Source organism: Paraburkholderia sp. (genome assembly GCF_035948235.1).
Classification (GTDB): Bacteria; Pseudomonadota; Gammaproteobacteria; order Burkholderiales; family Burkholderiaceae; genus Paraburkholderia.
Window position 1 is genome coordinate 1 of the sequence record NZ_DASZJJ010000145.1, and the last position, 24,458, is coordinate 24,458.

The window sequence follows — 24,458 nt, forward strand, 5'->3', positions numbered from 1 at the left end:
GATCAAATTGTCTGGTATCAAAATGGAAACGGCCGGCCCGCGAGCGCCTGCGAGGCGCCCAGGACCGGCCGCGTCATGGGTCAGGACGCTTCCGAGTCCGGGTGGAAGTTCACCGGACGGGCCGGGACCACCGTGGAAATGGCGTGCTTGTAAACCATTTGCGTAACCGTATTACGGAGCAACACGACGTACTGGTCGAACGATTCAATGTTCCCCTGAAGCTTGATGCCGTTGACCAGGTAGATCGAAACAGGCACGTGCTCCTTGCGCAGCGCGTTCAGAAACGGGTCTTGTAACAGTTGCCCTTTGTTGCTCATAGCAAACTCCGTATTTTTTTGCAGGTTTAACTTATATTGGGATGAAGAAAAAGAAATCCACCACCAATCGCTACACTATAGCTGATTCTCGTTACGCCGCGCCGCTTGCGGCGGCCAGGCCAGACGGCCTGAACGCGCCTTTACGCGCGGTAACGCACGTACTTCAGCTCTTTTCCGTGTAGGGGTTCGTCGAAGAACGAAGCTCTATTCGCAATGGAGTGCCCTTCAGCGAGAAAGTTTCGCGGAAGCGGTTTTCCAGATAGCGTTTGTAGGTTTCCGTGACCGCGTCGAGCGCATTGCCGTGGATCACGATAATCGGCGGGTTCTGTCCCCCCTGGTGCGCATAGCGCAGTTTCGGGCGAACCGGGCCGCGGCGGCGCGGCTGCTGGAATTCCACGGCTTCGATCAGCGCGCGCGTGAGCTTCGGCGTCGGCAGCTTGGCCATGGCCGCAGCGTACGCGTCGTCGACCGAGCGCATCAGCGGGCCAATGCCGAACTTTTCCGTCGCCGAGATAAAGCGCATTTCCGCGAAATCGAGGAACTTCAGCTTGCGTTGCAGGTGGTGCTTGGTGCGTTCACGCGCGTGATCGTCCATGCCATCCCACTTGTTCACGCCCACTACCAGCGCGCGGCCCTGCTCCACCACGAAGCCGGCGATGTGCGCGTCCTGGTCGGAGATTTCCGTGTGCGCGTCGAGCAGCAGGATCACCACGTTGGCATCGGCGATCGACTGCAGCGTCTTGACCACCGAGAACTTCTCGATTGCCTCGAACACCTTGCCGCGGCGGCGCAGACCAGCCGTATCGATCAGCGTGTACTTCTTGCCGTTGCGCTCGAAGTCCACGTAGATCGAATCGCGCGTCGTGCCCGGCATGTCGAACGCGATCACGCGGTCTTCGCCGATCAGCGTATTGACGAGCGTGGACTTGCCCACGTTCGGGCGGCCGACGATGGCGATCTTGATGCCATGCTTGCTGGCGTCTTCTTCGTCCTCTTCCGGCAGATCGGCATAGGCCTGTTCGAGCGCCTCGTTGATCATTTCCGTCACGCCGTCGCCGTGCGCCGCGGAAATCGCGCGCGGGTCGCCCAGACCGAGTTCGTAGAAGTCGGCGGCCACGGCGCTGTACTTCATGCCCTCGGCCTTGTTGACCACCAGGAAGATCGGCCGGCCGGTCTTGCGCAGGTAATCGGCGATGTGCTTGTCCTGCGGCGCCAGGCCATTACGGCCGTCGCAGATGAACACGACGATGTCGGCTTCCTCGACGGCCTGGCGCGTCTGGCGCGCCATTTCGTGCAGGATGCCGTCTTTGGCGACCGGCTCGAAGCCGCCGGTATCGACCACCAGATAGGCGCGCTCGCCCACGCGCCCTTCGCCATAGTGGCGGTCGCGCGTAAGACCGGGCAGGTCGGCGACCAGCGCATCGCGCGAACGCGTGAGCCGGTTGAAGAGCGTGGATTTCCCCACATTGGGGCGCCCGACGAGGGCGATTACGGGTTTCATCTGATCTTTTCTACAGTAAGGCGCGGCGCCGGGACGTCCGGCGCGCAGCGCGGCAAGCGTCTGCTATGAGTGCCCGCAGATGCTGCAATAGTTGCAAATTATCACGAATCGGGCCGGGCACCCGATTGTCGGTCCCGACGCGATATCGCGCCGGCCGGCCCGAAGCGGCAAGTCGCGCTTCGACGTTCGACTGGAACACCGGGGGTAGCCGCCCCGGCCATCCGTCGTCTCATTAAGTTCGCGGGCGGCGTGCAGTATCAAGGCACCGCTTGCACGCAGAAAAAACGCCGGAAAAACACAAGAGGCCGCTGCCCGCGGGCGCGGCCCCTCCAGGTGACGCCCGGCGATTCAGCGCCTGGCGTCAGGATTCGATCAGCGCGGGCGCAGACCGTAGATATCGCCGTCCTTCGTCTGCACGACCAGCGTATTGCCGGCCAGCACAGGCGCTGCGGTGATCGGGCTGCCGTCGGTCTTCACGCGCGAGACGAAGCTGCCGTCGTCGAGCGAAAGGAAATGCACGTAGCCCTGATAGTCGCCCACCGCCACCGCGTGGCCGAGCATTGCCGGCACGCTGACATCGCGATTCTTGAGCTTGTCGGTGCTCCAGGTCTGCGCGCCGGTTGCAACGTTGTAGGCCTTCACGACCGACCAGTCGTCGCCGCCAACTACCGTGGTGTCGTCCTGAGCGATACCGCTCGTGCTCGAGAACGGCTTCTCCCACATCGGACGACCCGAGTTGGCGTCGAAGCAGCCAAGCTGGCCCTGGAACGTGACCGCGCAGGTGGTCGCGCCGATCAGCGTGGGCGGACCGCTCACATCATTGATACGCTCGACTTCGGTCACACCCTTCGGATACGACACCGGCGTTTCCCAGAAGGCGTCGCCGCTTTGCAGGTTGATCGCCGAGAACGCGCCGCCCGGGAAGCCCGCGAGCACCGCCTGGTCGCCCGCGAAGGTCATGCCGGCCGAGACGCGCAGATTCAGCGGCACAGCGCGGTTGCGATAGGCCCACTTCTGCTCGCCCGTCTGCGCGTTGAACGCGACAACCTGACCGTCGATCGTGCGCACGACCACGAGGCCGTTGCCAACCAGCGGCGGCGAAATGATTTCGCCCGGCGCCTTCGCTTGCCACGACAGCTTGCCGTTCGAGTCGAGCACGTACACATCGCCCTTCAGGCCGCCGACGGCCGTGAGGTTGCCGTCGCTGCCCACGCCCGCCGACAGATCGTCCTTGAGCTTGACGCTCCAGACTTCCTTGCCCGTTTGCGCATCGATTTTCGCGACCGAGCCGTTGGCGCCCGCGGCGTACACGGTATCGCCCACGGCGACCGGCGAGAACAGATAGCGGCCGGCCTTGCCGACGCTCGCCTTCCACACCTGCTGGACGTCCAGCACCGGCTTGAACTCGGTCAGCGGCATCGGCACGCGGCGCTCGTCTTTGGTCGACGAGCAGGCCGCCAGTGCGAGAACGGTCATCGCGCAGGCGACAGGCACAACGGTTCGTTTCAGCAGATTCATCGGTGAACGAAGCATGAATGGAGTTGGTTGAATGATGTTGCGATCGATGCCGGCAGCGTTAGCCGCCCAGAGCGTCGAGCTTGAACTGGACCAGTTGACGCTCGGACGCGTCGGTCTTCGGCAGGCTGTCGAGCGCGAGCTTGTAGGCCGTGCGCGCGTCGTCGCGCTTGCCGGCTGCCGCGAGCAGGTCGCCGCGGCCATCGGCCACGACACCCTTGAACGGACCCGAATCGGGCTGCGGGATCAACGCGAGGCCCTGATCGTAGGCCTTTTCGTCGAGAAGCACCGACGCAAGACGCAGCTTGGCGATCTGGCGGAATTCCTCGTCCCTGGCGTGATCGGCGGTCCATTGCAGCTGCGCCTTCGCGCCTGCCGTGTCACCGTCCATATAGAGCGACTTCGCCACCGTGAGCGCGCTCATCTGCGCGTAGGCCGTGCCGCCGAAGCGGTCTTCCATGTCGGTTGCGACGCGCGTGAGCATCGCCTTGTCCGAGCCCGCAGCCGCCTGTTGCACCTGGTCGTACAGGACGGCGGCTTCGGCGGCCTGACGGCGCTGCCAGAAGTTCCAGCCATTCCACGCAGCGAGCGCGAGCAGAACGATCAGCACGACCCACGTGGTCGCGTTGCCCCACTGCGTCCACCAGGCCTTGAAACTCTCGATCGATTCCTGTTCGTCGTGATAACTCATCGCGTAGCGATTCCTCGTTTATTCTGAAGCCTGTTTTCGGGCGCGCCACACAGGTCAATGCAGGTCAATGCAGGACGAAGCAGCGCACCACCAAGGTGATCAAATACGCTGGATCATTCCTCGCCGTCATCGGCGGATGCAACCATCGCATTGATCAGATATTCGGTCAAGTCCTCAAAGGCTACCGTTTGTTGCTCGCTGCGAGCGTCCGCGGCATTACCGCGCAGCGCCTTCACACCGGCCACGCCCTGCGCCACTTCGTCCTCGCCGAGCACCACGGCGAACGCCGCGCCGCTTGCATCCGCACGCTTCATCTGCGACTTGAAGCTGGCCGACTGGCCGTCTGCGCTGCAATGGAGAATGACGTCGAGACCCGTATCGCGCAGACGCTCGGAGACGATGAACGCCTGTTCGCGCGCCGCTTCGCCTTGATGCACGACATAGACGTCGCAGCCTTCGGCTTCCGGCACGAGGTTCTCTTCCTTGAGCAGTTCGAGAATGCGCTCGATGCCCATCGCCCAGCCGCATGCCGCCGTGGGCTTGCCGCCAAGTTGCTCGATCAGCGGGTCGTAACGGCCGCCGGCTGCGACAGTACCCTGCGCGCCGAGCTTGTCCGTCACCCATTCGAACACGGTCAGATTGTAATAATCGAGACCGCGCACGAGACGCGGGTTGATCTTGAACGGGATGTTGTTCGACTTCAGGATGCGCTGCAGGCCTTCGAAGTGCGCGAGCGACGCTTCGCCGAGGAAGTCGATCAGCTTAGGCGCCTTGTCGGCCATTTCCTGCAGCGCGGGATTCTTGGTATCGAGCACGCGCAGCGGGTTCGTGTAGAGGCGGCGCTTGCCGTCTTCATCGAGCAGGTCGACGTGTTGTTCGAGGTACTTGATGAGTTCGACGCGGTGCGCTGCGCGCTCTTCCGCGAGACCCAGCGAATTGATCTCCAGCTTGATGCCGGTCAGACCGAGGTCGTCCCAGAGGCGCTGGCACATCAGGATGATTTCCGCGTCCGCATCGGGGCCTGCGAAGCCGAGCGCTTCCACCCCAACCTGATGGAACTGGCGATAGCGGCCGCGCTGCGGACGCTCGTGACGGAACATCGGGCCGATGTACCACAGGCGCTTCGGGCCGTCGTAGAGCATGTTGTGCTCGATCGACGCGCGCACGACCGCCGCCGTGTTTTCCGGGCGCATCGTGAGATTTTCGCCGTTCAGCGCGTCGGTGAAGCTGTACATCTCTTTTTCGACGATGTCGGTCACTTCACCGATGCCGCGCGTGAAAAGCTGCGTGTGCTCGACGATCGGCGTACGGATGTTCTGGTATCCGTACGAACGGAGCATGGACTTCACGGTCGTTTCGAAGAAGTCCCACAGCCCTGCATCCTGCGGCAGGATGTCGTTCATGCCCTTCACGCCGGTGAGCTTTTCGGGCTTTCTTTTCTGTTCAGTCATTGCGATGCGAATTGTCGTTGCGAGTGCGTTGCGTAGGTCGATATCCGGAAGTCCGTGGCGGGCGCGCTTACGCCGTCGCTTCGGCCTTGCCGTACTTGCGCGCGACGTAGTCGCTCACGATCTGCTGGAACTCTTCGGCGATGCGCTCGCCGCGTAGCGTCTTGACCTTTTCGCCGTCGATGAAGACCGGTGCGGCCGGGTTCTCGCCCGAGCCCGGCAGGCTGATGCCGATGTTCGCGTGCTTCGACTCGCCCGGGCCGTTGACGATACAACCCATCACGGCCACGTTCATGGTTTCGACGCCCGGATAGGACTCGCGCCACACCGGCATCTGCGCGCGCAGATAACCCTGGATCTGCGAAGCGAGTTCCTGGAACAGCGTGCTGGTCGTGCGGCCGCAACCGGGGCAAGCGATGACCATCGGCGTGAACGAGCGCAGACCCATGGTCTGCAGGATTTCCTGGCCAACCACCACTTCGCCCGTGCGCGCACCGCCCGGTTCCGGGGTGAGCGAAATACGGATGGTGTCGCCGATACCCTGCTGGAGCAGCACCGAGAGCGCCGCCGTCGAAGCGACGATACCCTTCGAACCCATGCCCGCTTCCGTCAGGCCCAGGTGCAGCGCGAAATCGCAACGCTTGGCAAGCTGCTGGTACACGGCGATCAGATCCTGCACGCCGCTGACCTTGCACGACAGAATGATCTTGTCGCGGGTGAGGCCGAGTTCAACCGCGCGTTCCGCCGAACCAATCGCCGACTGGATCAGCGCTTCGTACATCACGCTTTGCGCTTCCCACGGCACGCTGCGCGCCGCGTTTTCGTCCATCATGCGCGCGAGCAGATCCTGATCCAGGCTGCCCCAGTTCACGCCGATACGCACCGGCTTGTCGTACTTGATGGCCGCTTCGATCATCTGCGCGTACTGCGTGTCGCGCTTGGCGCCCTGGCCCACGTTGCCCGGGTTGATCCGGTACTTCGAGAGCGCTTCCGCGCATGCGGGATGATCGCGCAGCAGCAGATGGCCGTTGTAGTGGAAGTCGCCGACGAGCGGCACCATCACGCCCATGCGGTCGAGCTGGTCGCGCACGTGCGGCACGGCTGCCGCCGCTTCCGGCGTGTTGACCGTGATACGCACGAGTTCCGAGCCGGCCTGCGCGAGTTCCTTGATCTGGATCGCGGTACCGATCGCGTCCGCGGTATCGGTATTGGTCATCGACTGCACGCGCACCGGCGCGTCGCCACCGATGGTCACCAGTTGACCGCCCCAGCGCACGTGCACGGCGTGCGACTTGCGGCGCGGCGCGTGGCCGCCGAGGATCGGTTCATTGGACACGATCTGACTATTGCTGGTCGGGGATTGCGTTTCGCTTTGCATCGAAAAACCCATTTACACCTCGCGCGCGCCACTGTTCACAACGAACGGCTACGCTGCGCGAATTGAAAAAGCGTCGCGGCCGGCAAACTGATCTTCGCCGGCCGCGACGCATGCCATGTCTCTATCAGGGCAGCACGAAGCGCGCGACGTTGCCGCGCGCCGACGCGTACTTCGCCGCGTCGACCGGCTGACCGTCGATGGTCATCGACTCGATGCCGGCCTTGTTGCCCACCGTAATCTTCAGCGGTCCCACGCCGTTGATTTCACGGGCGTCGCTGCCGTGAACCAGGCCGGAGAAGACCTCTTTACCGTCTTTCTGACGCACGCTGACCCAGGTGTCCTGCGTCACGCGGATCGCGAACGTCGAGGTGTCGCCTGCTGCCGCCACGGGTGCCGACGCGCCCTGCGCTGCCGGCGCGCTTGCTGCCTGCGCCTGGGTCTGGGCAGCGCTCGCCGCTTTCGGTACTGCTGCCGCTGCGGTATTCGCCACCGGCGCCGCACTGGCAGGCGCTGCGGGTGCGGCAGGCGCCAACGCTGCCGCCTGCGGCGCGCTCGCCGCGCCCTGATCCGCGCCGGCCTGAGCGTCAGCCGCTGCGCCGTTCTGTGCGCCTTGCTGGTCAACGCCCTGCGCGTCCGAAGCGCCCGATGTGGCCCCCTCCGCCACCGTCGCCGACGATGCGCCTGCGTCGCCACTTGCGGTGCTGCTGCCCACGCCGTTCGCCATCGACTTGATGCGCGCGAACCATGCCGACGAATCGCCGCTGTTGGTGCGCCACATGCCGATCACAATCACCGCCACGACGACCAGCGCAACACCCCAAAGCCACGATGCGCGGCGACGCGGCGCACGCACGCCGCCCCCGCCGCCAAGCGACAACGACACGCGTCCGCGCGGCAGATCGGCGCCCGCAGAAGCCGGCATCGACAGATCCTGCTGCGCTTCGCCGCGTTCGCGGCGCAGCGCCTGGGTGAACGGAGCCGGGTCCGCGCCGAGCAGCTTCGCGTAGGCGCGCACCACGCCGACCGCGAAAGTCGCGTCGGGCAGATGGCTGATGTCGCCCGCCTCGAGTTCGCGCAACTTCGACACCGACACTTTCAGGCGCGCCGAGACATCCTCGACCGACCAGCCCTTCGCCTGACGCAACTGCGCCAAACGCGCGCCCACTGCGCCGAGCGTCTCAGGCACGGCCTGTACAGGCGACGGCGCAGCCTCGTGCGCCAGACGGCCTGCGTTGGTCTCTGTCCCGTCTGTCCCGAAAGGGTGCTGCGGCTCGCTCATCCCAAAGTCCTTGCGTCGATTCTTTTCTAACCCACGACCGGCGGGCGCACCGCGCCCCGTCCCGAATCGCAGACCGTTTATAACAAAATGCGCGGCGTCTGTGCCGCATCCGATCGCTTCTGCAACGTTACTTGTCAAACCGCCGACAGCGCTGCGTCTCCCCCCGCGCAGCCGCTGCGGCCTGGCACCAATCCAAACCTTCAGTGCCCTTCAGCCGTCCCTTCAATGCTGGACCGGCCGGACTTCGATGACCTTCTGGCCCGCGCGCTGGGTGCGCTCGGCCAGACGGGTGCGGTCCTTCACCTCGCCGGCGAGCTGACCGCAAGCGGCATCGATGTCGTCGCCGCGCGTCTTGCGCACGGTCGTCACCACGCCCGCGTCCATCAGGATCTGGGCAAATCGCTTGATCTGCTCGTTCTTCGAGCGCAACAGGCCCGATTCCGGGAACGGGTTGAACGGGATCAGATTGAACTTGCACGGCACGTCGCGCGTCACGGCCAGCAACTGGCGTGCGTGCTCTTCCGTGTCGTTGACGCCGTCGAGCATGCAGTACTCGAACGTGATGAAGTCGCGCGGCGCCACCTTCAGATAGCGCTGGCACGCCGCCATCAGCTCGCGCAACGGGTATTTGCGGTTGAGCGGCACGAGCTCGTCGCGCAGCGCGTCGTTCGGCGCGTGCAGCGAGACGGCCAGCGCCACCGGCAGATCCGCACCAAGGCGGTCCATCATCGGCACCACGCCCGAGGTCGAGAGCGTGACGCGGCGGCGCGACAGGCCATAGGCGTTGTCGTCGAGCATCAGGCGCATGGCCGGCACGACCGCGTCGTAATTGAGCAGCGGCTCGCCCATGCCCATCATCACGACGTTGGTGATGACGCGCTCGCCCTTGCCTTCACCGCCGTTGGCACGGCCGCCCGCTTCGCCCAGAAGCGAGGCGCGCAGGGCGAATTCCGACATGCGCAGCTGGCCGATGATTTCGGCGGTGGTGAGATTGCGTGAAAAACCCTGCTTGCCGGTCGAACAGAACCGGCAATTGACCGCGCACCCAGCCTGCGAGGACACGCACAGCGTGCCACGCGTTTCTTCCGGGATGAACACGGTTTCGACCGCGTTACCGTTGCCGACGTCCACGAGCCATTTGCGCGTGCCGTCGGAGGAAACGTTGTCGGAAATGATGTCGGGCATGCCGATCGTGGCGCGCCCTTTGAGCTTCTCGCGCAGCGATTTGGCCAGGTCCGTCATGCCGTCGAAATCGGCGGCATTGTATTGATGGATCCAGCGCTGAAGCTGTTTGGCGCGAAACGGCTTCTCGCCCAGGCTTTCGCAATAAGCGACGAGCCCTTGGGCGTCGAGATCGAGAAGGTTGACGGTGGAACTGCTCGTCATGTCGAATCCTGCCATTTCAGTGCGAGAGCGCGCTCACCGCCGGTCTCGGGAAAGCCCGAAACCGGGCGGTAAGCGTCATCGCCGTTCGCGACCTATGCTACTGTGAACTACCGCTTACCGCGCGTTAATTAACGCGAGTAAACGTTGACTTCCGGGAAGAAGAACGCGATTTCAACGCGTGCCGTTTCCGCTGCGTCCGAACCGTGGACTGCGTTTGCATCGATGCTGTCTGCGAAGTCAGCGCGGATCGTGCCCTTTTCCGCCTTCTTCGGGTCCGTTGCGCCCATCAGATCGCGGTGCTTCAGGATGGCGTTTTCGCCCTCCAGAGCCTGGATCACGACCGGACCCGAGATCATGAATTCGACGAGGTCCTTGAAGAACGGACGTTCTGCGTGAACAGCATAGAACTTCTCTGCGTCAGCGCGCGAGAGTTGGACCATGCGCGAGGCAACGATCTTCAGGCCAGCGTTTTCGAAGCGGCTGTAGATCTGACCGATCACGTTCTTTGCCACTGCGTCCGGCTTGATAATCGACAGGGTGCGTTCGATCGCCATAAAAACTCCAGAAAATTAAGAGGTTACAGATCCAAATGAATCCGCAATTGTAGCATGTTCCAATGTATGATTGCGATTGAACCCTGTTAGGCCGGATAGCCGGTCAAAACAAGCTCAAAAGCCGCGCCGCCGGGGCTTTCAGCGGGGCTTAAGAATCCCGGCATACGCTCTGTCACGATAGCTCGAACCGTGTGGCAAACCGTTGAAACTCTGGAGCGCCGCGCATATCTTACGAGGAGTGGCACGCGCATTAGCCGCGCGCCGCGGACCACGCGTCTCACGCAAGGAGAAAGCATGAACGAGTATCCCTACAACTTCGGCCGCGGCGGCACCGTCGCCTCCGCCGAGACCCGCAACCGCGTACTGCGCAACACCTACTGGCTGCTCGCGCTGTCGATGGTGCCGACGGTGCTCGGCGCGTGGGTGGGCGTCACCACGGGCTTCTCGCTTTTCGCCGCCACCAGCCCCGCCATGAGCCTGCTCGCGTTCTTCGCGATCGCCTTCGGCTTCATGTTTGCCATCGAGCGCACCAAGAACAGCTCGGTCGGCGTGTTCGTGCTGCTGGGCTTCACGTTCTTCATGGGCCTGATGCTCTCGCGCCTGCTGTCGTTCATCCTTGGCTTTTCGAACGGCCCGTCGCTCATCATGCTCGCATTCGGCGGCACCGGCGTGATTTTCGCCGCGATGGCCACTATTGCCACGGTCAGCAAGCGTGACTTCTCGGGTCTGGGCAAGTGGCTGTTCATGGGCGTGATCGTGATCCTGCTCGCCGGCATCGCGAACATGTTCCTGCACCTGCCCGCGCTGATGCTCACGGTGTCCGTACTGGCGATCGTGATCTTCTCGGCTTACATGCTGTTCGACGTACAGCGCGTCGTGAACGGCGGCGAGACCAATTACATCTCGGCGACGCTCGCGATCTACCTCGATCTGTACAACGTGTTCACGAACCTGCTGGCAATCCTCGGGATTTTCGGCGGCAATCGTAACTAAAGCTTGAGGGGTCGGATCGTATTCGACCTGCTTCACCAAATAAAAAGCCCATGACGCAAATCATGGGTTTTTTTCGTTTCGGGCGTCCGGCGTTACAACGCCACCCAGTCAAATCCTTCCGCCTGCGTTGCAACCCCGATTTCGGTCATCGCATTGCCCAGCACCGCCGCCATCGCCGCACGCGCGAGTTCCGGCGTGTTGTTCTGCTGGCTCAAATGCGCGGCAATCAGATGCCGCAGCTTCGACCGGTCGAGTGCCGCGAGAATCTCCCCCGCTGCGTCATTGTTCAAATGACCATATGACCCGCTGATGCGAGCCTTGAGCGACGCCGGATAGCGGCTCGAGGCCAGCATGTCGAGATCGTGGTTGAATTCGAGCACGAGCGCATCGCACCCGCTGAGCACCGCGTTGATATGCGACGTCGATTCGCCAACGTCGGTCAGCACGCCCAGACGGCTCGCCCCATCGCTGAAGACGAACTGCAGCGGCTCGCGCGCGTCGTGCGGCACCGTATAGGGCAACACGCCCAACTCACCGATTTCGACCGTCTCGTCGCCCCAGAGGACGTTGAGCTCGACGCCCGCAGCATCGTCGGCGCCAACCGCGCGGGCCGTGCCCCAACTCGTGTAGAGCGGAATCGACCAGCGGCGCGCCAGCGTGAGCGCGCTGCCGATATGGTCGCTGTGTTCGTGGGTAATGAGGATCGCGCTCAGGGTGTCGGCGGCGAGACCCGCTCGCGCGAGCCGCCGCTCCACTTCCTTCGCGGAAAAACCGCAGTCGAGCAGCACGCGCGTGGGCGTCGCGCCGCCGCCTGCTTCTACCACCAGTGCGTTGCCTTCGCTACCGCTGCCGAGGCTCGCAAATCGCACGGCCGGATCAGTTCAACTGGGCGTGCAGCGCGGTCACGATGCGCTGCGCGTCCGACGACGTATCCACCTGGCCGTTCTGGTTGAGCACCGCGACCTGGGTTTGCGTATCGCCCTTCGCGCGCACTGCGACGAGGAATTCCGGACCCTGATTCTTCGCGTCCTTCTTCGGGTTGTAGAACAGCTTGCCGAACAGGCCGTCACCCTTGAGTTCCTGCATCGAATCCGCGTAGCGCACGTAGTAAATGCCCTTCGAGCGGTCGCGGTTGTCGACCGTGAAGTTGGTGCGATCGAGCGCGAGACCCACACGCAGCCAGGCGCTGTCGAACGCTTCCGGCAGATCGAGCGTCGTGCCGTCCGGGCCCGCAGCAACCTTGGCCGCCACCGACGACGTACGAGCGTCCGTCAGCAGTTGCTTCGACTGCGCATCGGTCAGGCCGAACTTCTGCATGATCTTGGCAAGGAACGCGGCTTCGAGAGCCGGATCGCGCGGACGCTCGACCCACTTCGAACCGGTCTTGTCCTGGCCCGTCAGCACTTCTTCCATCGCGCTATGCGTGACGGAAATGTCGGTCTGGCCGTCCGGACCGCGCGACACCAGCGTGCGGAAGCGGTCGCGCGTACCCGAGGAATACGCGAAATCGATCACGCGGCCAATCGTGCGGCGGAACCAGTCGTCCGGAATATTGGCGCGGTTTTCGGCCCAGTCCGTGGTCATGATGCCGGTGGAGGCCGAATCGGTGGTCAGCGTGAAGCCGCTTTCCGACCAGAATTCCTGCAGTTGCGGCCAGACGTCGTCAGGCGAGCGGCCGTCGATCACGAGCCAGCGGTGATCGCCATCGCGCTCGACGTGCATGCCCAGCGGGTCCTGCGAGCTCGGCACGCCCAGCGTGGCATTGCCGGCGCTGGTAACGGTGCGCTGCGCGCTGCCGCCAAGCGTCAGCGTGGGCGCCGGCGCGACGTACTTCTGGCCGCCAGGCGCCGACGACAGATCCTGCGGCACTGCCAGCGGCGGTGCGCTCGGCGTGTCCTTGTAGTTGACGCGATCCGACGCGAACATGTCGTTCAGCGACTCGCAGCCTGCGAGCGAGCCAATTGCGAGCGCCAGCACCGCCATGCGGGTTGCGTGGAGGGAAAGAACGGAACGTTTCATGTGGACCTTCGTAATACGGGAACGCTAAGCCTGGTGCCGTCAGAAGTCTGTCAGCGGTTGGGCGATGGCGACGTCGATTGAAAATGCGGCGCGTCGGCTTAGCCGAGCAGGCCGGCCTCGCGCAGCGCCGTGCGCACCACGTCGTGGTAACGCGCGTCGAGCGGCGTGAGCGGCAGGCGGATGCCGCCTTCGATGCGGCCGAGCTCCTGCAGCGCCCACTTCACCGGAATCGGATTCGATTCGATGAACAGGTTCTTGTGCAGCGACAGGAGATTCAGATGAATCTCACGCGCCGTCTTCACGTCGCCGGCAATGGCGGCCTTGCACAGGTCGCTCATCTGACGCGGTGCGACGTTCGCGGTCACCGAGATATTGCCGTGACCGCCCAGCAGCATCAGCGCGATCGCAGTGGGATCGTCACCGCTGAAAATCTTGAAGCCTTCCGGCGCGTGCTTGATGAGGTGCGCGGCACGGTCGATATTGCCCGTCGCTTCCTTCACGCCAATGATGCCCGGCACCTGCGCCAGACGCAGGATCGTCTCGTTCGCCATATCGGCGACGGTGCGGCCCGGCACGTTGTACAGGATCACCGGCAGATCGACCGCTTCAGCGATCTTCTTGAAGTGAAGGTACTGGCCCTCTTGCGTGGGCTTGTTGTAATAGGGCACGACCTGCAGCGAAGCCTGCGCGCCGACTTCCTTCGCGTGCTTCGTGAGTTCGATGGCCTCGGCGGTCGAGTTGCCGCCCGCGCCCGCGATGATCGGCATGCGGCCGGCAGCGTGCTCGACGGCCGTCTTGACCATGAGGATGTGTTCTTCGACGTCCAGGGTAGCGGATTCACCGCTCGTGCCTACCACGACGAGGGCGTCCGTGCCCTCTTCCGCGTGCCAGTCGATCAGTTTGCGGAAGGCCGGCAGATCGAGACTGCCGTCTTCGTGCATGGGGGTGACGATCGCGGGAATGCTGCCGCCAAGCGTGATGCCGTGCTGAGTGCCGTTAGCCATGAAACGTCAAAGAAATGAGTACGTTAAACCGCGATTGTAGCGGATTAGGCGGTCAGAACGTAACGCGATACGGGTAGTACCTGAGTCGTCTGTGTATGACCGGGTATTTCCGATGACGTGTCCGACCCCGTCATCGTGGTTAGCCTGGTAAGGTTTGCCGCTTCGACGGCCCATTCGCGCACGGCGCAGATGCGCTGCACGAAAGCCTCACGAGGATGCAGGATAAATCCGTCTTGATAGGCGATAACGCGCAAGGTGGGCGCGCAGACCGCCAGCAATTCGCCCGGCGCCAGCAGGAAGGCCGGATTCGACGGCTTGCCCACCGTTTCGTTGCCTTGCGCGAAAGTTTCGTAAATCAGCACGCCGCCAGGCGCGAGCGCGTCGAGCAGCCGCCCCATCAAGGGACGATGCAGATAGTTCGTGACGACGATGGCGGCGAAGCGCGCATCGTCGGGCAGCGGCCAGGGGGCGCCTTCGAGGTCGCACTCTAACGTGCCAACGCCGGGCACGTCGCGCAAGGTCGCGAGCGCGTCGGCGTCGCGATCGAGCGCCGCGACCGGGTGACCGCGCTGGGCCAGCCAGCGCGCATGACGGCCCGCGCCCGACGCAAGGTCGAGCACGGTGCCGCCCGGCGCGATCAGGTGCGCCCACTGGCGCACCCATTCCGACGGCTCACCCACTCCGTGAATCGACATGCCTTAGCTGTACGAGAGGCCCATCGCCTCGCGCACGTCGCGCATGGTCTCCGTAGCGTACTTGCGGGCGCGGTCGCAACCGTCGGCGACGATGGCGCGCAGCAGCGACGGATCGTCCATGTACTTCTGCGCGCGCTCGAGCATCGGCTGCTGCTCGCGCAGAATGCCCTCGATCACCGGCTGCTTGCACTCCAGACAGCCGATGCCGGCCGAACGGCAGCCCTTCTGCACCCAGTCGTGCGTCTCGGCGTCGGTGTAGACCTGGTGCAGCTGCCATACCGGGCACTTGTCCGGATCGCCCGGATCGGTACGGCGCACGCGCGCCGGGTCGGTCGGCATCGTGCGGACCTTCTTCTCGATCGATTGCGCGTCTTCGCGCAGCGCGATCGTGTTGCCGTACGACTTCGACATCTTCTGGCCGTCGAGACCCGGCATGCGCGACGCCTCGGTCAGCAGCACCTGCGGCTCCGGCAGAATGATCTTGCGCGAGCCTTCGAGATAGCCGAACAGGCGCTCGCGGTCGCTCATCGACAGGCTCTGCGATTCGGACAACATCGCGCGCGCCTGTTCGAGCGCTTCCTCGTTGCCTTCCTGCTGATAGGCGACGCGCAACTCGTGATAGAGCTTCGAGCGCTTGCCGCCCAGCTTCTTCGCGGCTTCGTTGGCCTTCTCTTCGAAGCCCGGCTCGCGGCCGTACATGTAGTTGAAGCGGCGCGCCATTTCGCGCGCCATTTCAACGTGCGGCACCTGATCTTCGCCGACCGGCACGAGCGAGGCGCGATACAGCAGAATGTCGGCGGCCATCAGCACCGGGTAGCCCAGGAAGCCGTAGGTGCCCAGATCCTTGTCGCGCAGCTTTTCGATCTGTTCCTTGTAGGTCGGCACGCGTTCGAGCCAGGACAGCGGCGTGCTCATGCCGAGCAGCAGCGCCAGTTCTGCATGCTCGGGCACGCGGCTCTGGATGAAGAGCGTGGCCTGGTTCGGGTCGATGCCCGATGCGAGCCAGTCGATCAGCACGTCCCAGACGTTCTTCTCGATCACATCCGGCGTCTCGTAGTGCGTCGTGAGCGCGTGCCAGTCGACCACGCAGAAGAAGCACGGGTATTCGGACTGAAGCCGGACCCAGTTTTTCAGCACGCCGTGATAGTGGCCGAGATGCAGCGACCCGGTGGGCCGCATGCCGGAGAAAATACGGTCTGGGAACATGATGTTATGAGAAGAGCGAAACAAGGGGAGTAAGCACTGCCGTCACCACGTCGTAGCCGATCGAAACGAGCGGGCGCAGCCAGAATCGCGTGAAGACGCCGGAGACCAGCAGCGCCATCACGATGATGAAACCATAGGGCTCGAGGCGCGAGAGCGCAATGCTCGCACGCGTGGGCAACAGAGCCGCGAGCACCCGGCCGCCGTCCATCGGCGGCAGCGGAAACAGATTGAGCACGCCAAGCACCAGATTCACGCCCACGCCGGCAGCGGCCATGCGCGTGAAGAACGGCTCGTCGATACCCATCACCGCGAGCGCCACGCCGAACACGCCCCACACGAGCGCCTGCACGAAGTTGCAGGCCGGCCCCGCGGCCGCGACCCACAATGTGCCCCAGCGCGGATTGCGCAGATTGCCGAAGGCAATCGGCACCGGCTTGGCGTAGCCGAACACGAAGGCGCCGCTGGTGAGGAAATACAGAATCAGCGGCATCGCGATGGTGCCGACCGGATCGATATGGCGCATCGGATTGAGCGACACGCGGCCGAGCACATAGGCGGTATTGTCGCCGAGCATGCGCGCGACATAGCCGTGCGCGGCTTCGTGCAACGTGATCGCGAAGATGACGGGCAAGGCGTAGACGACGAGCGTCTGAATGATCGAGGCTTCCATGGCGGCGTATTGTAACAATGCGCTAGCGGTGCGCTGCTTCGTGGACGTCGATGTGCGTACAAAGCAGCCCGATAAATGCGCGCGTCACGCCTCCTCTTCCAGTCCGAACGGCGCGAGCGAACCGCGCCCGGCACGTACCAGCACGGGTTCCGGGCCGCTCAGATCGATGATGGTGGACGGCTCCCACGGACACGCGCCGCCGTCGATCACAAGATCGAGCTGCTTTTCCAGGCGATCGCGAATTTCTTCCGGATCGTTGAGCGGGTCGGTGTCGGGCGGCAGGATCAGCGTCGATGCGAGCAGCGGCTCGCCCAGTTCTTCGAGGATCGCGAGCGGAATCGGGTGCCCCGGCACGCGCAGGCCGATGGTTTTGCGCGACGGATGCGACAGCCGCCGCGGCACTTCCTTGGTGGCTTCCAGCACGAACACATACGGCCCCGGCGTCACCGACTTGATGAGCCGGTACTGGCGGTTGTCCACCATCGCGAAGTTCGCCAGTTCAGACAGATCGCGCACCATCAGCGAAAGCAGCGCTTTCTCGTCGAGATGACGGATGCGGCGCAGACGTTCTGCGGCCTGCTTGTCGTCGATGCGCGCGGCCAGCGCGTAGCTCGAATCGGTCGGCAGCGCGATCACGCCGCCATCGCGGATGATCTGCACCGCCTGCTTGACGAGGCGCGGCTGCGGATTTTCTGGGTGAAGCCGAAAAAACTGTGACATGGCAGTAATCAGCTAACGAAGGCAAAGCGGATGGGAAGGCGCACTTTACGCGTTATTCACGCGCTATCCGTGGCATGCCGCGCGAGAGCGGCGTGCGCACGGCGGACAGCCGTTTGACGGTGATTGGAGACGAAGGCGACGGGCCGCGCGGCAAACGCGGCCTACAGCCATCGCTCCCAGACAGGCTTGAGATCGGACGGCAGCGGCGGCAGCGTGCCGGGCTCGATCGAATCCGGGCCCTTGGCGTGGAAATCGGAACCGCGCGACGCCTCGAAGCCGAAGCGGCGTGCTACCGCAGCATACTCGCCGTATTGATCCGGCGTGTGGCTGCCGGTGACGACTTCGATTGCCTTGCCGCCCAGGTCGATGAACTCGCCGAAGAAGGCGTCGAGTTCGAGCTGCGTGTAGTTGTAGCGGCCTGGGTGCGCGACCACGGCTTCGCCGCCGGCCGCCTTGATCCAGCCCAGCGCATCGGCAAGTTTGGCCCAGCGGTGCGAGACGTAGCCGGCCTTGCCGTCGCCGAGCCAGCGCGTGAAAGCGTCCTGCATATTCTGCGCGCGGCCCGATTCGACCAGGAAGCGCGCGAAGTGCGTGCGCGAAATCAGGTCGGGGTTCGAGACATAGCGCAGCGCGCCTTCATAGGCATCGGGAATACCGAGCGTTTCCAGCTTTTCGCCGATCGCTTCGGCGCGTGCTGCGCGGCCGTTGCGCGTGCGCGCGAGGCCCTCCACCAGCGCCGGGCACTCGGGATCGACATGCAGCCCGACGATGTGCACCGTGCGCGACGCCCACGTGACGGAGATTTCGACGCCGCTCAGGTAGCGCATGCCGAGCGCTTCAGCCGCCTCGCGCGCTTCGCGCTGGCCGCCGAGTTCGTCGTGATCGGTGAGCGCCCACAGCGCCACGCCACCCGCCTTCGCCAGTTGGGCGACGGCAGCCGGGGCCATCTGGCCGTCGGAGACAGTGGAGTGACAGTGGAGATCGGCGTTCATTGCGGGCGTCATAGGAGTAAGCGACCATTTTACTGCAACGCGGCGAAGCCGTGCCGACGCGCTCCGCCCCGCCTCAACGCTGCCTAAGCAGCGCAGAAAGCCTCGATGAGGCGCGCCACGGCCTCGGGCTGATCGTGGTGGACCATGTGCCCCGCATCCTCGATCAGACGCTCGCGCCAGTCGGGAAAGGCCTCAAAACGCTTTTTGAAGACATCGATCGGCACCTTGCCCGCGATGCGCGCCAGCGTTTCGGAATTCGTCGCTTCCACGTGCAGCACTTTCGCGCTCACGCAGGCCCACACGGCCATGATCTCTTCGAGCCGGTACAACACCGGGTTGACCATCTTGTGCGCGGGGTCGCCGAGCAGCATGTAGCCGCCCTCGCCGTTCGCCTCGCCCGTCACCGGCTTCGACCAGTGCTGCGCGAGAAAGCGCGCCCGCGCCGGCAGCAGGCGTGGGTTGGTCTTTGTGAGCCGCGCGGCCACGTCGGCGAGCGTCGCATAGGGGCGCAACTGCTGCGGCGTGCGCATCTCGTCGAGCCAGTCGCGCACGCGTTTGGGCGCCTGCGCAGGCACAGTCGCGGGCATACCGAAGCCTTCCAGATCGACCACCCGGCGCACGCGCTCGGGCCGCACACCCGCGTAGAAACACACCACGTTCGCGCCCAGGCTGTGCCCGACCAGATTCACCTCGCCTTGCGGCGCGTAATGGTCCAGCAGCGCGTCGAGATCGGCGACGTAATCGTGGAACCAGTAGCTGCCGCCGCCCTGCTGCGCCGCCGGCCAGTCCGACAGGCCGAAGCCGCGCATATCGGGCGCGATCACCTGCCAGTCGCCACCCAGCGCATCGACGACAAACTGGAACGACGCCGCCACGTCCATCCAGCCATGCAGCATGAAGAGCACGGGCGCGTCCTCGGCGCCCCAGCGGCGCACGTGCAAACGGATGCCGTTCACGGCGACGAATTCGGATCGGGAAAGGTTCATTGCGCTCGCAGAAAAACGAATGGTCGTTCGATTATATCGATACGCTCTGACAGATGGACCGCAAGAATGTCATTTTTCGCCGGCATCCTGGGCGATCAGCGTATCGAGTTCGGCTTCGTCGAAGCCTGCCGAGCGCCGCGCCTCGAAGTTGAACGGCCCGCGCATCTTCGGCGCATGGTATTGGGCGGCGAGGTCGAGCCACGCCGCATGCGGATCGAGGCCACGCTGGTCGCACAGGAAGCGGAACCAGTGATTGCCGATGCGCACGTGCCCCACCTCGTCACGCAGGATGATGTCGAGGATGGCGGCGGATTCGTGGTCGCTGGCCTGCTTCAGGCGCGCGCGGATGGGCGGCGAGGCGTCGAGGCCACGCGCCTCCAGCACGCGCGGCACGAGCGCCATGCGTGCAAGCACGTCGTCACAGGTGCGTTCGCACATTTCCCACAGGCCGTTGTGCGCGGGGAAATCGCCGTAACTGTGACCGTAGTCGGCCAGCCGCTGGCGCAGCAGCGAAAAGTGATAGGCCTCCTCGGCGGCGACTTTGAGCCAGTCGGCGTAGAAAGCGTCGGGCATGTCGGTGAAACGCCAGACGGCGTCGAGCGCGAGATTGATCGCGTTGAACTCGATATGCGCGAGCGCGTGCAGCAGCACGACGCGTCCTTGCGGCGTGCTCATGCTGCGGCGCTGCAGGCTGCGCGGCTCCACCAGCTCGGGGCGCTGCGGGCGGCCCGGCAGCACGGCAGGCGCTTCCAGCACACGGGCGGTATCCCAGTGAGACTCGCCGCGCGCCGCGGCTTCGAGCGTCTGCGTATGGAGCGCGCTGACGGCATCGGCTTTGGCGAGCGGATCGCGTTCGCACAGCGCGTCGAGGGCGGCGGCGCGCCAACCGGTGGGAGCGGGATCGGCAGGCTGGACAGCTGACGTGGCGGAGGAAAACACGGAACTCATCGCAAAACGGAGAAAAATCGGCAGGACGCTCGGAAGAGCGAAAAAGGGGCGCCCCGGAAGCATCGGGCGCAACCGTTTACAATACGCGATTAACCCGCACTGCGCCGCCCGCGCCATGTTCGGTGCCAACGCCGGCCCATGCCGCGCAGGCCGCAGCCACCGCAAGAAAACAGGAGACGCAACACCGTGACGATCTACAAGCTTGGAGAAGCCGCGCCCACCATTCACGAAAGCGTGTTTGTCGCAGACAACGCCACCATCGTCGGCAAGGTCGAACTCGCCGAGGATTCGAGCGTCTGGTTTGGCGCGACGCTGCGAGGCGACAACGAGCTGATTTCGGTCGGCCCGCGCAGCAACGTCCAGGAAGGCGCGGTGCTGCACACCGACCCCGGCTACCCGCTCACGCTGGAAGCGAACGTGACGATCGGCCATCAGGCGATGCTGCATGGCTGCACGGTCAAGGAAGGCGCACTCATCGGGATTCAGGCGGTGGTCTTGAATGGCGCGGTAATCGGCCGCAACTGTCTGGTTGGTGCAGGCGCGGTGGTGACCGAAGGCAAGGTATTCCCCGACAACTCGCTGATTCTCGGTGCGCCCGCGAAAGTGGTGCGTGAACTGACCGAGGCGGACATCGCCGGTCTCAAGCGCAACGCGGATGTCTATAGCGAGCGCAGGCAGTATTTCAAGGCGCAGCTCGTGCGCATCGGCTAAAAGCCGCTGTGCGCCGCGGGCCGCGCCGCCAGGAACGAAACGAAGGAAAAGATTGTGAACGACCAGTTGCAAAAATTCATGTTCAGCGCCGCGCCGGTGCGTGGCGAGATCGTCTCGCTGCGCAATACGTGGCAAGAGGTGCTCACGCGCCGCCAGTACCCGGCCCCCGTGCGCACCGTGCTCGGCGAGATGATGGCGGCGTGCGCCCTGCTCTCGGCCAACCTGAAGTTCGACGGCACGCTGATCATGCAGATCATGGGCGACGGCCCGGTGCGCATGCTGGTCGTGCAGTGCAGCTCGGACCTGTCGATGCGCGCGACCGCGCGTCTGTCGGATGGCATCGACGCCGACGACGCATCCGTGTTCCCCGCCGATCTCACGCTCGACAAGCTCGTCAACGCCAGCGGCCAGGGCCGTTGCGTCATCACGCTCGACCCGACCAACAAGCAGCCCGGCCAGCAGCCGTACCAGGGCATCGTGCCGATGAACGGCGAGGACGGCCCGCTCACCTCGATCGCCGACGTGCTCGAACACTATATGCACCACTCGGAGCAGCTCGATACGCGTCTGTGGCTGGGCGCCAACGAGGATCGCGCAGTCGGCATGCTGTTGCAGAAGCTGCCTGGCGACGGCGGCATCGTGCCGCATCCGCACGAACTCGACGCCGATACGTGGGAACGCGTGTGCACGCTCGGCGGCACGCTCTCGCGCGAGGAACTGCTCGAACAGGAACCGGAAACGCTGTTCCGGCGCCTCTTCTGGCAAGAGAACGTGCAGCACTTCGAGCCCACCGGCACGCGCTTCTCGTGCAGCTGCACGCGCGAGAAAGTGGGCGCGATGCTCAAGATGCTGGGCCGCGAGGAAATCGACGGCGTGATCGTCGAGCGCGGCCATGTCGAAGTGCATTGCGACTACTGCAACCAGCGCTATGAGTTCGATCCCGTCGATGTGGCGCAACTTTTCGCCACGCCTGGGCTCTCAGAAGGTGTGTCCCCCGCAGCGGACCAGCGTCACTGAATCCCGGGCCTTCTCCGGTTCAGGACGCGCGAGCCAGGCCGGTGGGACGCTTCGTTCGACTGGGGAAGGAAAAGACATGAACAAGAGCTTCGGGGCTGATCAAACTGCAGAACCGTCTGGAAGGCGAACCGGCCGGGCGCTGATCGCCATCGTGACGACCGCCGCGCTGGGCGCGGGTATCGTGCTGACGAGCGGCTGTACGCTCGATCCGCCAGGGCCGTCGCCGATCTATAGCCGGCTGCCCGCCAATCAGTTCGCCAACCCGGCGGGCGGTGTCGCCACCGCGCCAGCGCTGTCGCCGGAGCAACTCAGGCGCTACGACGCCATTGACCAGCAGGCGCTCAACGAACAGGACCGCGCCATGGCAGCCGAAGCCGCCGCCGAGGCCTGGTCGCGCGCCTATGCGCCGCCTGTGAGCGTCTATGGCAGCTACTCCAGCGGCGGCTGGGGACGCGGCTGGGGCGGCGGCATCGGTTATGGCTATCCGGGCTGGGGTTGGGGCTGGTAAGCGCCTTTTTGGCCGTTCACTGCCGCATAAACAAAAAGCGCGACATCCTCACGGATGCCGCGCTTTTTCTTGTCCTTCGCCAAAACGGGTTCAGCCCGCCTTCTTCGCTTCCTTGCCGTGACCGTGTCGCTTCTCCGGCACGCGTGACACCGGATTCGGCACCACCTTCACCGGCGTCGACATCTCGCCGCGCGTCGACGTATTCGATGAACCAAGCGGCGTCGCAGGCAACGGCTGGTTCGGCGAAACGAACTGCACGAACACCTCGCCGTCCTTCACCATGCCCATCTCGTAGCGCGCGCGCTCTTCGACCGCCGCCGTGCCGTTCTGCAGATCCTGCACCTCGCCCGCGATGCGTTCGTTGCGCAGTTTCTCGTCGTCGTTCTGTTTTTGCTGCTGGGCCAGCTCGCCTTGCAGTTCGTGCACGCGCAGCCAGCCGCCATGGCCCCACCAGAGCGGATACTGGATCAGCACAAGCAGGATGATCAGGACGACAGTGACGAGCCGCATGAGTAGTGCCGGATAAATACACGCCGCCCTGCGCTTAACGCAGGGCGGCGGAAGGGATAACGAAGGTGGACAGCAAGGCCGCTGCCGGGCTCAGGTCCGCTTAACGCAGGTTATAGAACGCCGACTTGCCCGGGTAGCTGGCGATATCACCGAGATCTTCCTCGATGCGCAGCAGCTGGTTGTACTTCGAGATACGGTCCGAACGCGACAGCGAACCCGTCTTGATCTGACCGGCATTCAGGCCGACCGCGATGTCCGCGATGGTCGAATCTTCGGTTTCACCCGAACGGTGCGAGATCACGGCCGTGTAGCCGGCGCGCTTGGCCATTTCGATTGCTGCGAAGGTTTCCGTCAGCGTGCCGATCTGGTTGATCTTGATCAGGATCGAGTTGGCGATGCCCTTGTCGATGCCTTCCTTCAGGATGCGCGTGTTGGTGACGAACAGGTCGTCGCCCACCAGCTGGACCTTCTTGCCCAGCTTGTCGGTCAGCAGCTTCCAGCCGGCCCAGTCGGACTCGTGCATGCCGTCTTCGATCGAGACGATCGGGAACTTGTCGGCGAGCGTTGCCAGGTAGTCGGCGAATTCGGCCGACGACAGTTGCAGGCCTTCGCCCGCCAGCTGGTACTTGCCGTCGTGGTAGAACTCGCTGGCTGCGCAGTCGAGCGCGAGCAGCACGTCCTCACCGGCGCGGTAGCCAGCCTTTTCGATCGCTTGCAGGATGGTCGAAAGGCATTCGTCGTTGCTGCCGAAGTTCGGTGCGAAACCGCCTTCGTCGCCCACGGCCGTGCTCATGCCGCGATCCGAAAGGATCTTCTTGAGCGCGTGGAACACTTCCGCGCCGCAACGCAGCGCTTCACGGAAGGTCGGCTGGCTCACCGGCACGATCATGAATTCCTGGATGTCCAGGCTGTTGTTGGCGTGCGCGCCGCCGTTGACGATGTTCATCATCGGCACCGGCAGTTGCATCGCGCCCGAACCGCCGAAGTAGCGGTACAGCGGCAGGCCGGCTTCTTCGGCGGCAGCCTTGGCAACGGCCATCGACACGGCCAGCATGGCGTTTGCGCCCAGACGCGACTTGTTGTCGGTGCCGTCCAGTTCGAGCAGGGTCTTGTCGAGGAAGGCCTGTTCCGACGCGTCGAGGCCCATGATTGCCTCGGAGATTTCGGTGTTGATGTGCTCGACAGCCTTCAACACGCCCTTGCCGTTGTAGCGGCCGGCTTCGCCGTCGCGCAGTTCGATCGCTTCACGCGAACCGGTCGACGCGCCCGACGGCACTGCCGCACGGCCCATCGTGCCCGATTCGAGCAGCACGTCGCATTCGACGGTGGGATTGCCGCGCGAATCCAGAATCTCGCGACCGATGATATCTACGATTGCACTCATGGTTTCCTCAGGAAATGACAGTAATT

Annotated in this window: 25 protein-coding genes; 4 read left to right on the forward strand and 21 right to left on the reverse strand. The window is 64.2% G+C overall.

Annotation, left to right across the window (positions count from 1 at the left end; translation table 11 throughout):
- Positions 1-80: 80 nt before the first annotated feature.
- The 9 genes from hfq to ndk all read right to left on the reverse strand — a co-directional run bounded on the left by hfq (position 81) and on the right by ndk (position 10,069).
- Positions 81-317 (reverse strand): RNA chaperone Hfq, encoded by a 237-nt coding sequence (hfq, locus tag VG320_RS12820; protein WP_027814901.1) that lies wholly within the window; start codon positions 315-317, stop codon positions 81-83.
- A 163-nt stretch (positions 318-480) separates the two neighbouring features.
- Positions 481-1,818: a ribosome biogenesis GTPase Der gene (der, locus tag VG320_RS12825; protein WP_327200481.1), complete on the reverse strand. Its 1,338-nt coding sequence runs from the start codon at positions 1,816-1,818 to the stop codon at positions 481-483.
- Between the two features lie 372 nt (positions 1,819-2,190).
- Entirely contained in the window at positions 2,191-3,336 is a 1,146-nt protein-coding gene (gene bamB, locus VG320_RS12830) for an outer membrane protein assembly factor BamB (protein WP_327200511.1), read from the reverse strand.
- A gap of 58 nt (positions 3,337-3,394) precedes the next feature.
- On the reverse strand, positions 3,395-4,024 hold the full coding sequence (locus tag VG320_RS12835) for a tetratricopeptide repeat protein (protein ID WP_327200482.1): 630 nt from the start codon (positions 4,022-4,024) through the stop codon (positions 3,395-3,397).
- Positions 4,025-4,137: 113 nt separating this feature from the next.
- Positions 4,138-5,475 carry a histidine--tRNA ligase gene (hisS, locus tag VG320_RS12840; protein WP_327200483.1) on the reverse strand — a complete coding sequence of 446 codons (1,338 nt, stop codon included), beginning with the start codon at positions 5,473-5,475 and terminating at the stop codon, positions 4,138-4,140.
- 67 nt (positions 5,476-5,542) lie between these two features.
- The gene (gene ispG / locus VG320_RS12845) at positions 5,543-6,862 is read right to left on the reverse strand and encodes a flavodoxin-dependent (E)-4-hydroxy-3-methylbut-2-enyl-diphosphate synthase (RefSeq protein ID WP_103703975.1); all 1,320 of its coding nucleotides are present in this window, start codon (positions 6,860-6,862) and stop codon (positions 5,543-5,545) included.
- A 112-nt stretch (positions 6,863-6,974) separates the two neighbouring features.
- The gene (locus VG320_RS12850) at positions 6,975-8,129 is read right to left on the reverse strand and encodes a helix-turn-helix domain-containing protein (protein WP_327200484.1); all 1,155 of its coding nucleotides are present in this window, start codon (positions 8,127-8,129) and stop codon (positions 6,975-6,977) included.
- A 222-nt stretch (positions 8,130-8,351) separates the two neighbouring features.
- A complete protein-coding gene (rlmN, locus tag VG320_RS12855; RefSeq protein WP_327200485.1) occupies positions 8,352-9,515 on the reverse strand; it encodes a 23S rRNA (adenine(2503)-C(2))-methyltransferase RlmN in 1,164 nt (387 codons plus the stop codon).
- A 128-nt stretch (positions 9,516-9,643) separates the two neighbouring features.
- Complete coding sequence (gene ndk / locus VG320_RS12860) at positions 9,644-10,069, reverse strand: nucleoside-diphosphate kinase (protein WP_027814909.1); 426 nt, start codon at positions 10,067-10,069, stop codon at positions 9,644-9,646.
- Positions 10,070-10,363: 294 nt separating this feature from the next.
- Between ndk and VG320_RS12865 the strand changes: the two genes are divergently transcribed.
- Complete coding sequence (locus VG320_RS12865) at positions 10,364-11,062, forward strand: Bax inhibitor-1/YccA family protein (RefSeq protein WP_327200486.1); 699 nt, start codon at positions 10,364-10,366, stop codon at positions 11,060-11,062.
- Positions 11,063-11,154: 92 nt separating this feature from the next.
- Here VG320_RS12865 and VG320_RS12870 read toward each other — a convergent pair whose 3' ends face one another.
- The 10 genes from VG320_RS12870 to VG320_RS12915 form a co-directional block, all read right to left on the reverse strand.
- Complete coding sequence (locus tag VG320_RS12870) at positions 11,155-11,931, reverse strand: MBL fold metallo-hydrolase (protein ID WP_327200487.1); 777 nt, start codon at positions 11,929-11,931, stop codon at positions 11,155-11,157.
- Between the two features lie 7 nt (positions 11,932-11,938).
- Positions 11,939-13,081, reverse strand: coding sequence for an outer membrane protein assembly factor BamC (gene bamC, locus VG320_RS12875; protein ID WP_327200488.1), 1,143 nt, complete (start codon positions 13,079-13,081; stop codon positions 11,939-11,941).
- Between the two features lie 98 nt (positions 13,082-13,179).
- Complete coding sequence (gene dapA, locus VG320_RS12880) at positions 13,180-14,085, reverse strand: 4-hydroxy-tetrahydrodipicolinate synthase (protein WP_327200489.1); 906 nt, start codon at positions 14,083-14,085, stop codon at positions 13,180-13,182.
- A gap of 44 nt (positions 14,086-14,129) precedes the next feature.
- Positions 14,130-14,780: a class I SAM-dependent methyltransferase gene (locus tag VG320_RS12885; protein ID WP_327200490.1), complete on the reverse strand. Its 651-nt coding sequence runs from the start codon at positions 14,778-14,780 to the stop codon at positions 14,130-14,132.
- Between the two features lie 3 nt (positions 14,781-14,783).
- Positions 14,784-15,986 (reverse strand): tryptophan--tRNA ligase, encoded by a 1,203-nt coding sequence (locus VG320_RS12890; protein WP_327200491.1) that lies wholly within the window; start codon positions 15,984-15,986, stop codon positions 14,784-14,786.
- Positions 15,987-15,990: 4 nt separating this feature from the next.
- Positions 15,991-16,656: a site-2 protease family protein gene (locus VG320_RS12895; RefSeq protein ID WP_327200492.1), complete on the reverse strand. Its 666-nt coding sequence runs from the start codon at positions 16,654-16,656 to the stop codon at positions 15,991-15,993.
- Between the two features lie 84 nt (positions 16,657-16,740).
- Positions 16,741-17,376 (reverse strand): L-threonylcarbamoyladenylate synthase, encoded by a 636-nt coding sequence (locus VG320_RS12900; RefSeq protein ID WP_327200493.1) that lies wholly within the window; start codon positions 17,374-17,376, stop codon positions 16,741-16,743.
- Between the two features lie 161 nt (positions 17,377-17,537).
- Complete coding sequence (locus VG320_RS12905; protein WP_414696029.1) at positions 17,538-18,368, reverse strand: 3',5'-nucleoside bisphosphate phosphatase; 831 nt, start codon at positions 18,366-18,368, stop codon at positions 17,538-17,540.
- An 83-nt stretch (positions 18,369-18,451) separates the two neighbouring features.
- The gene (locus VG320_RS12910) at positions 18,452-19,354 is read right to left on the reverse strand and encodes an alpha/beta hydrolase (RefSeq protein WP_327200495.1); all 903 of its coding nucleotides are present in this window, start codon (positions 19,352-19,354) and stop codon (positions 18,452-18,454) included.
- Positions 19,355-19,423: 69 nt separating this feature from the next.
- Entirely contained in the window at positions 19,424-20,302 is an 879-nt protein-coding gene (locus VG320_RS12915; RefSeq protein WP_327200496.1) for a ferritin-like domain-containing protein, read from the reverse strand.
- 186 nt (positions 20,303-20,488) lie between these two features.
- Here VG320_RS12915 and VG320_RS12920 point away from each other — a divergent pair, with 186 nt between their 5' ends.
- From VG320_RS12920 to VG320_RS12930, 3 genes are all read left to right on the forward strand, one after another.
- Positions 20,489-21,013: a gamma carbonic anhydrase family protein gene (locus tag VG320_RS12920; RefSeq protein ID WP_327200497.1), complete on the forward strand. Its 525-nt coding sequence runs from the start codon at positions 20,489-20,491 to the stop codon at positions 21,011-21,013.
- Between the two features lie 54 nt (positions 21,014-21,067).
- Positions 21,068-22,030 carry an Hsp33 family molecular chaperone HslO gene (hslO, locus tag VG320_RS12925; RefSeq protein ID WP_327200498.1) on the forward strand — a complete coding sequence of 321 codons (963 nt, stop codon included), beginning with the start codon at positions 21,068-21,070 and terminating at the stop codon, positions 22,028-22,030.
- A 76-nt stretch (positions 22,031-22,106) separates the two neighbouring features.
- Positions 22,107-22,538: a hypothetical protein gene (locus tag VG320_RS12930; RefSeq protein WP_327200499.1), complete on the forward strand. Its 432-nt coding sequence runs from the start codon at positions 22,107-22,109 to the stop codon at positions 22,536-22,538.
- Positions 22,539-22,628: 90 nt separating this feature from the next.
- On the opposite strand, the gene ftsB is transcribed toward VG320_RS12930, so the two are convergent.
- Positions 22,629-23,048, reverse strand: coding sequence for a cell division protein FtsB (gene ftsB / locus VG320_RS12935; protein ID WP_327200500.1), 420 nt, complete (start codon positions 23,046-23,048; stop codon positions 22,629-22,631).
- 100 nt (positions 23,049-23,148) lie between these two features.
- Positions 23,149-24,432 carry a phosphopyruvate hydratase gene (gene eno / locus VG320_RS12940; RefSeq protein WP_103703989.1) on the reverse strand — a complete coding sequence of 428 codons (1,284 nt, stop codon included), beginning with the start codon at positions 24,430-24,432 and terminating at the stop codon, positions 23,149-23,151.
- Positions 24,433-24,458: the final 26 nt, after the last annotated feature.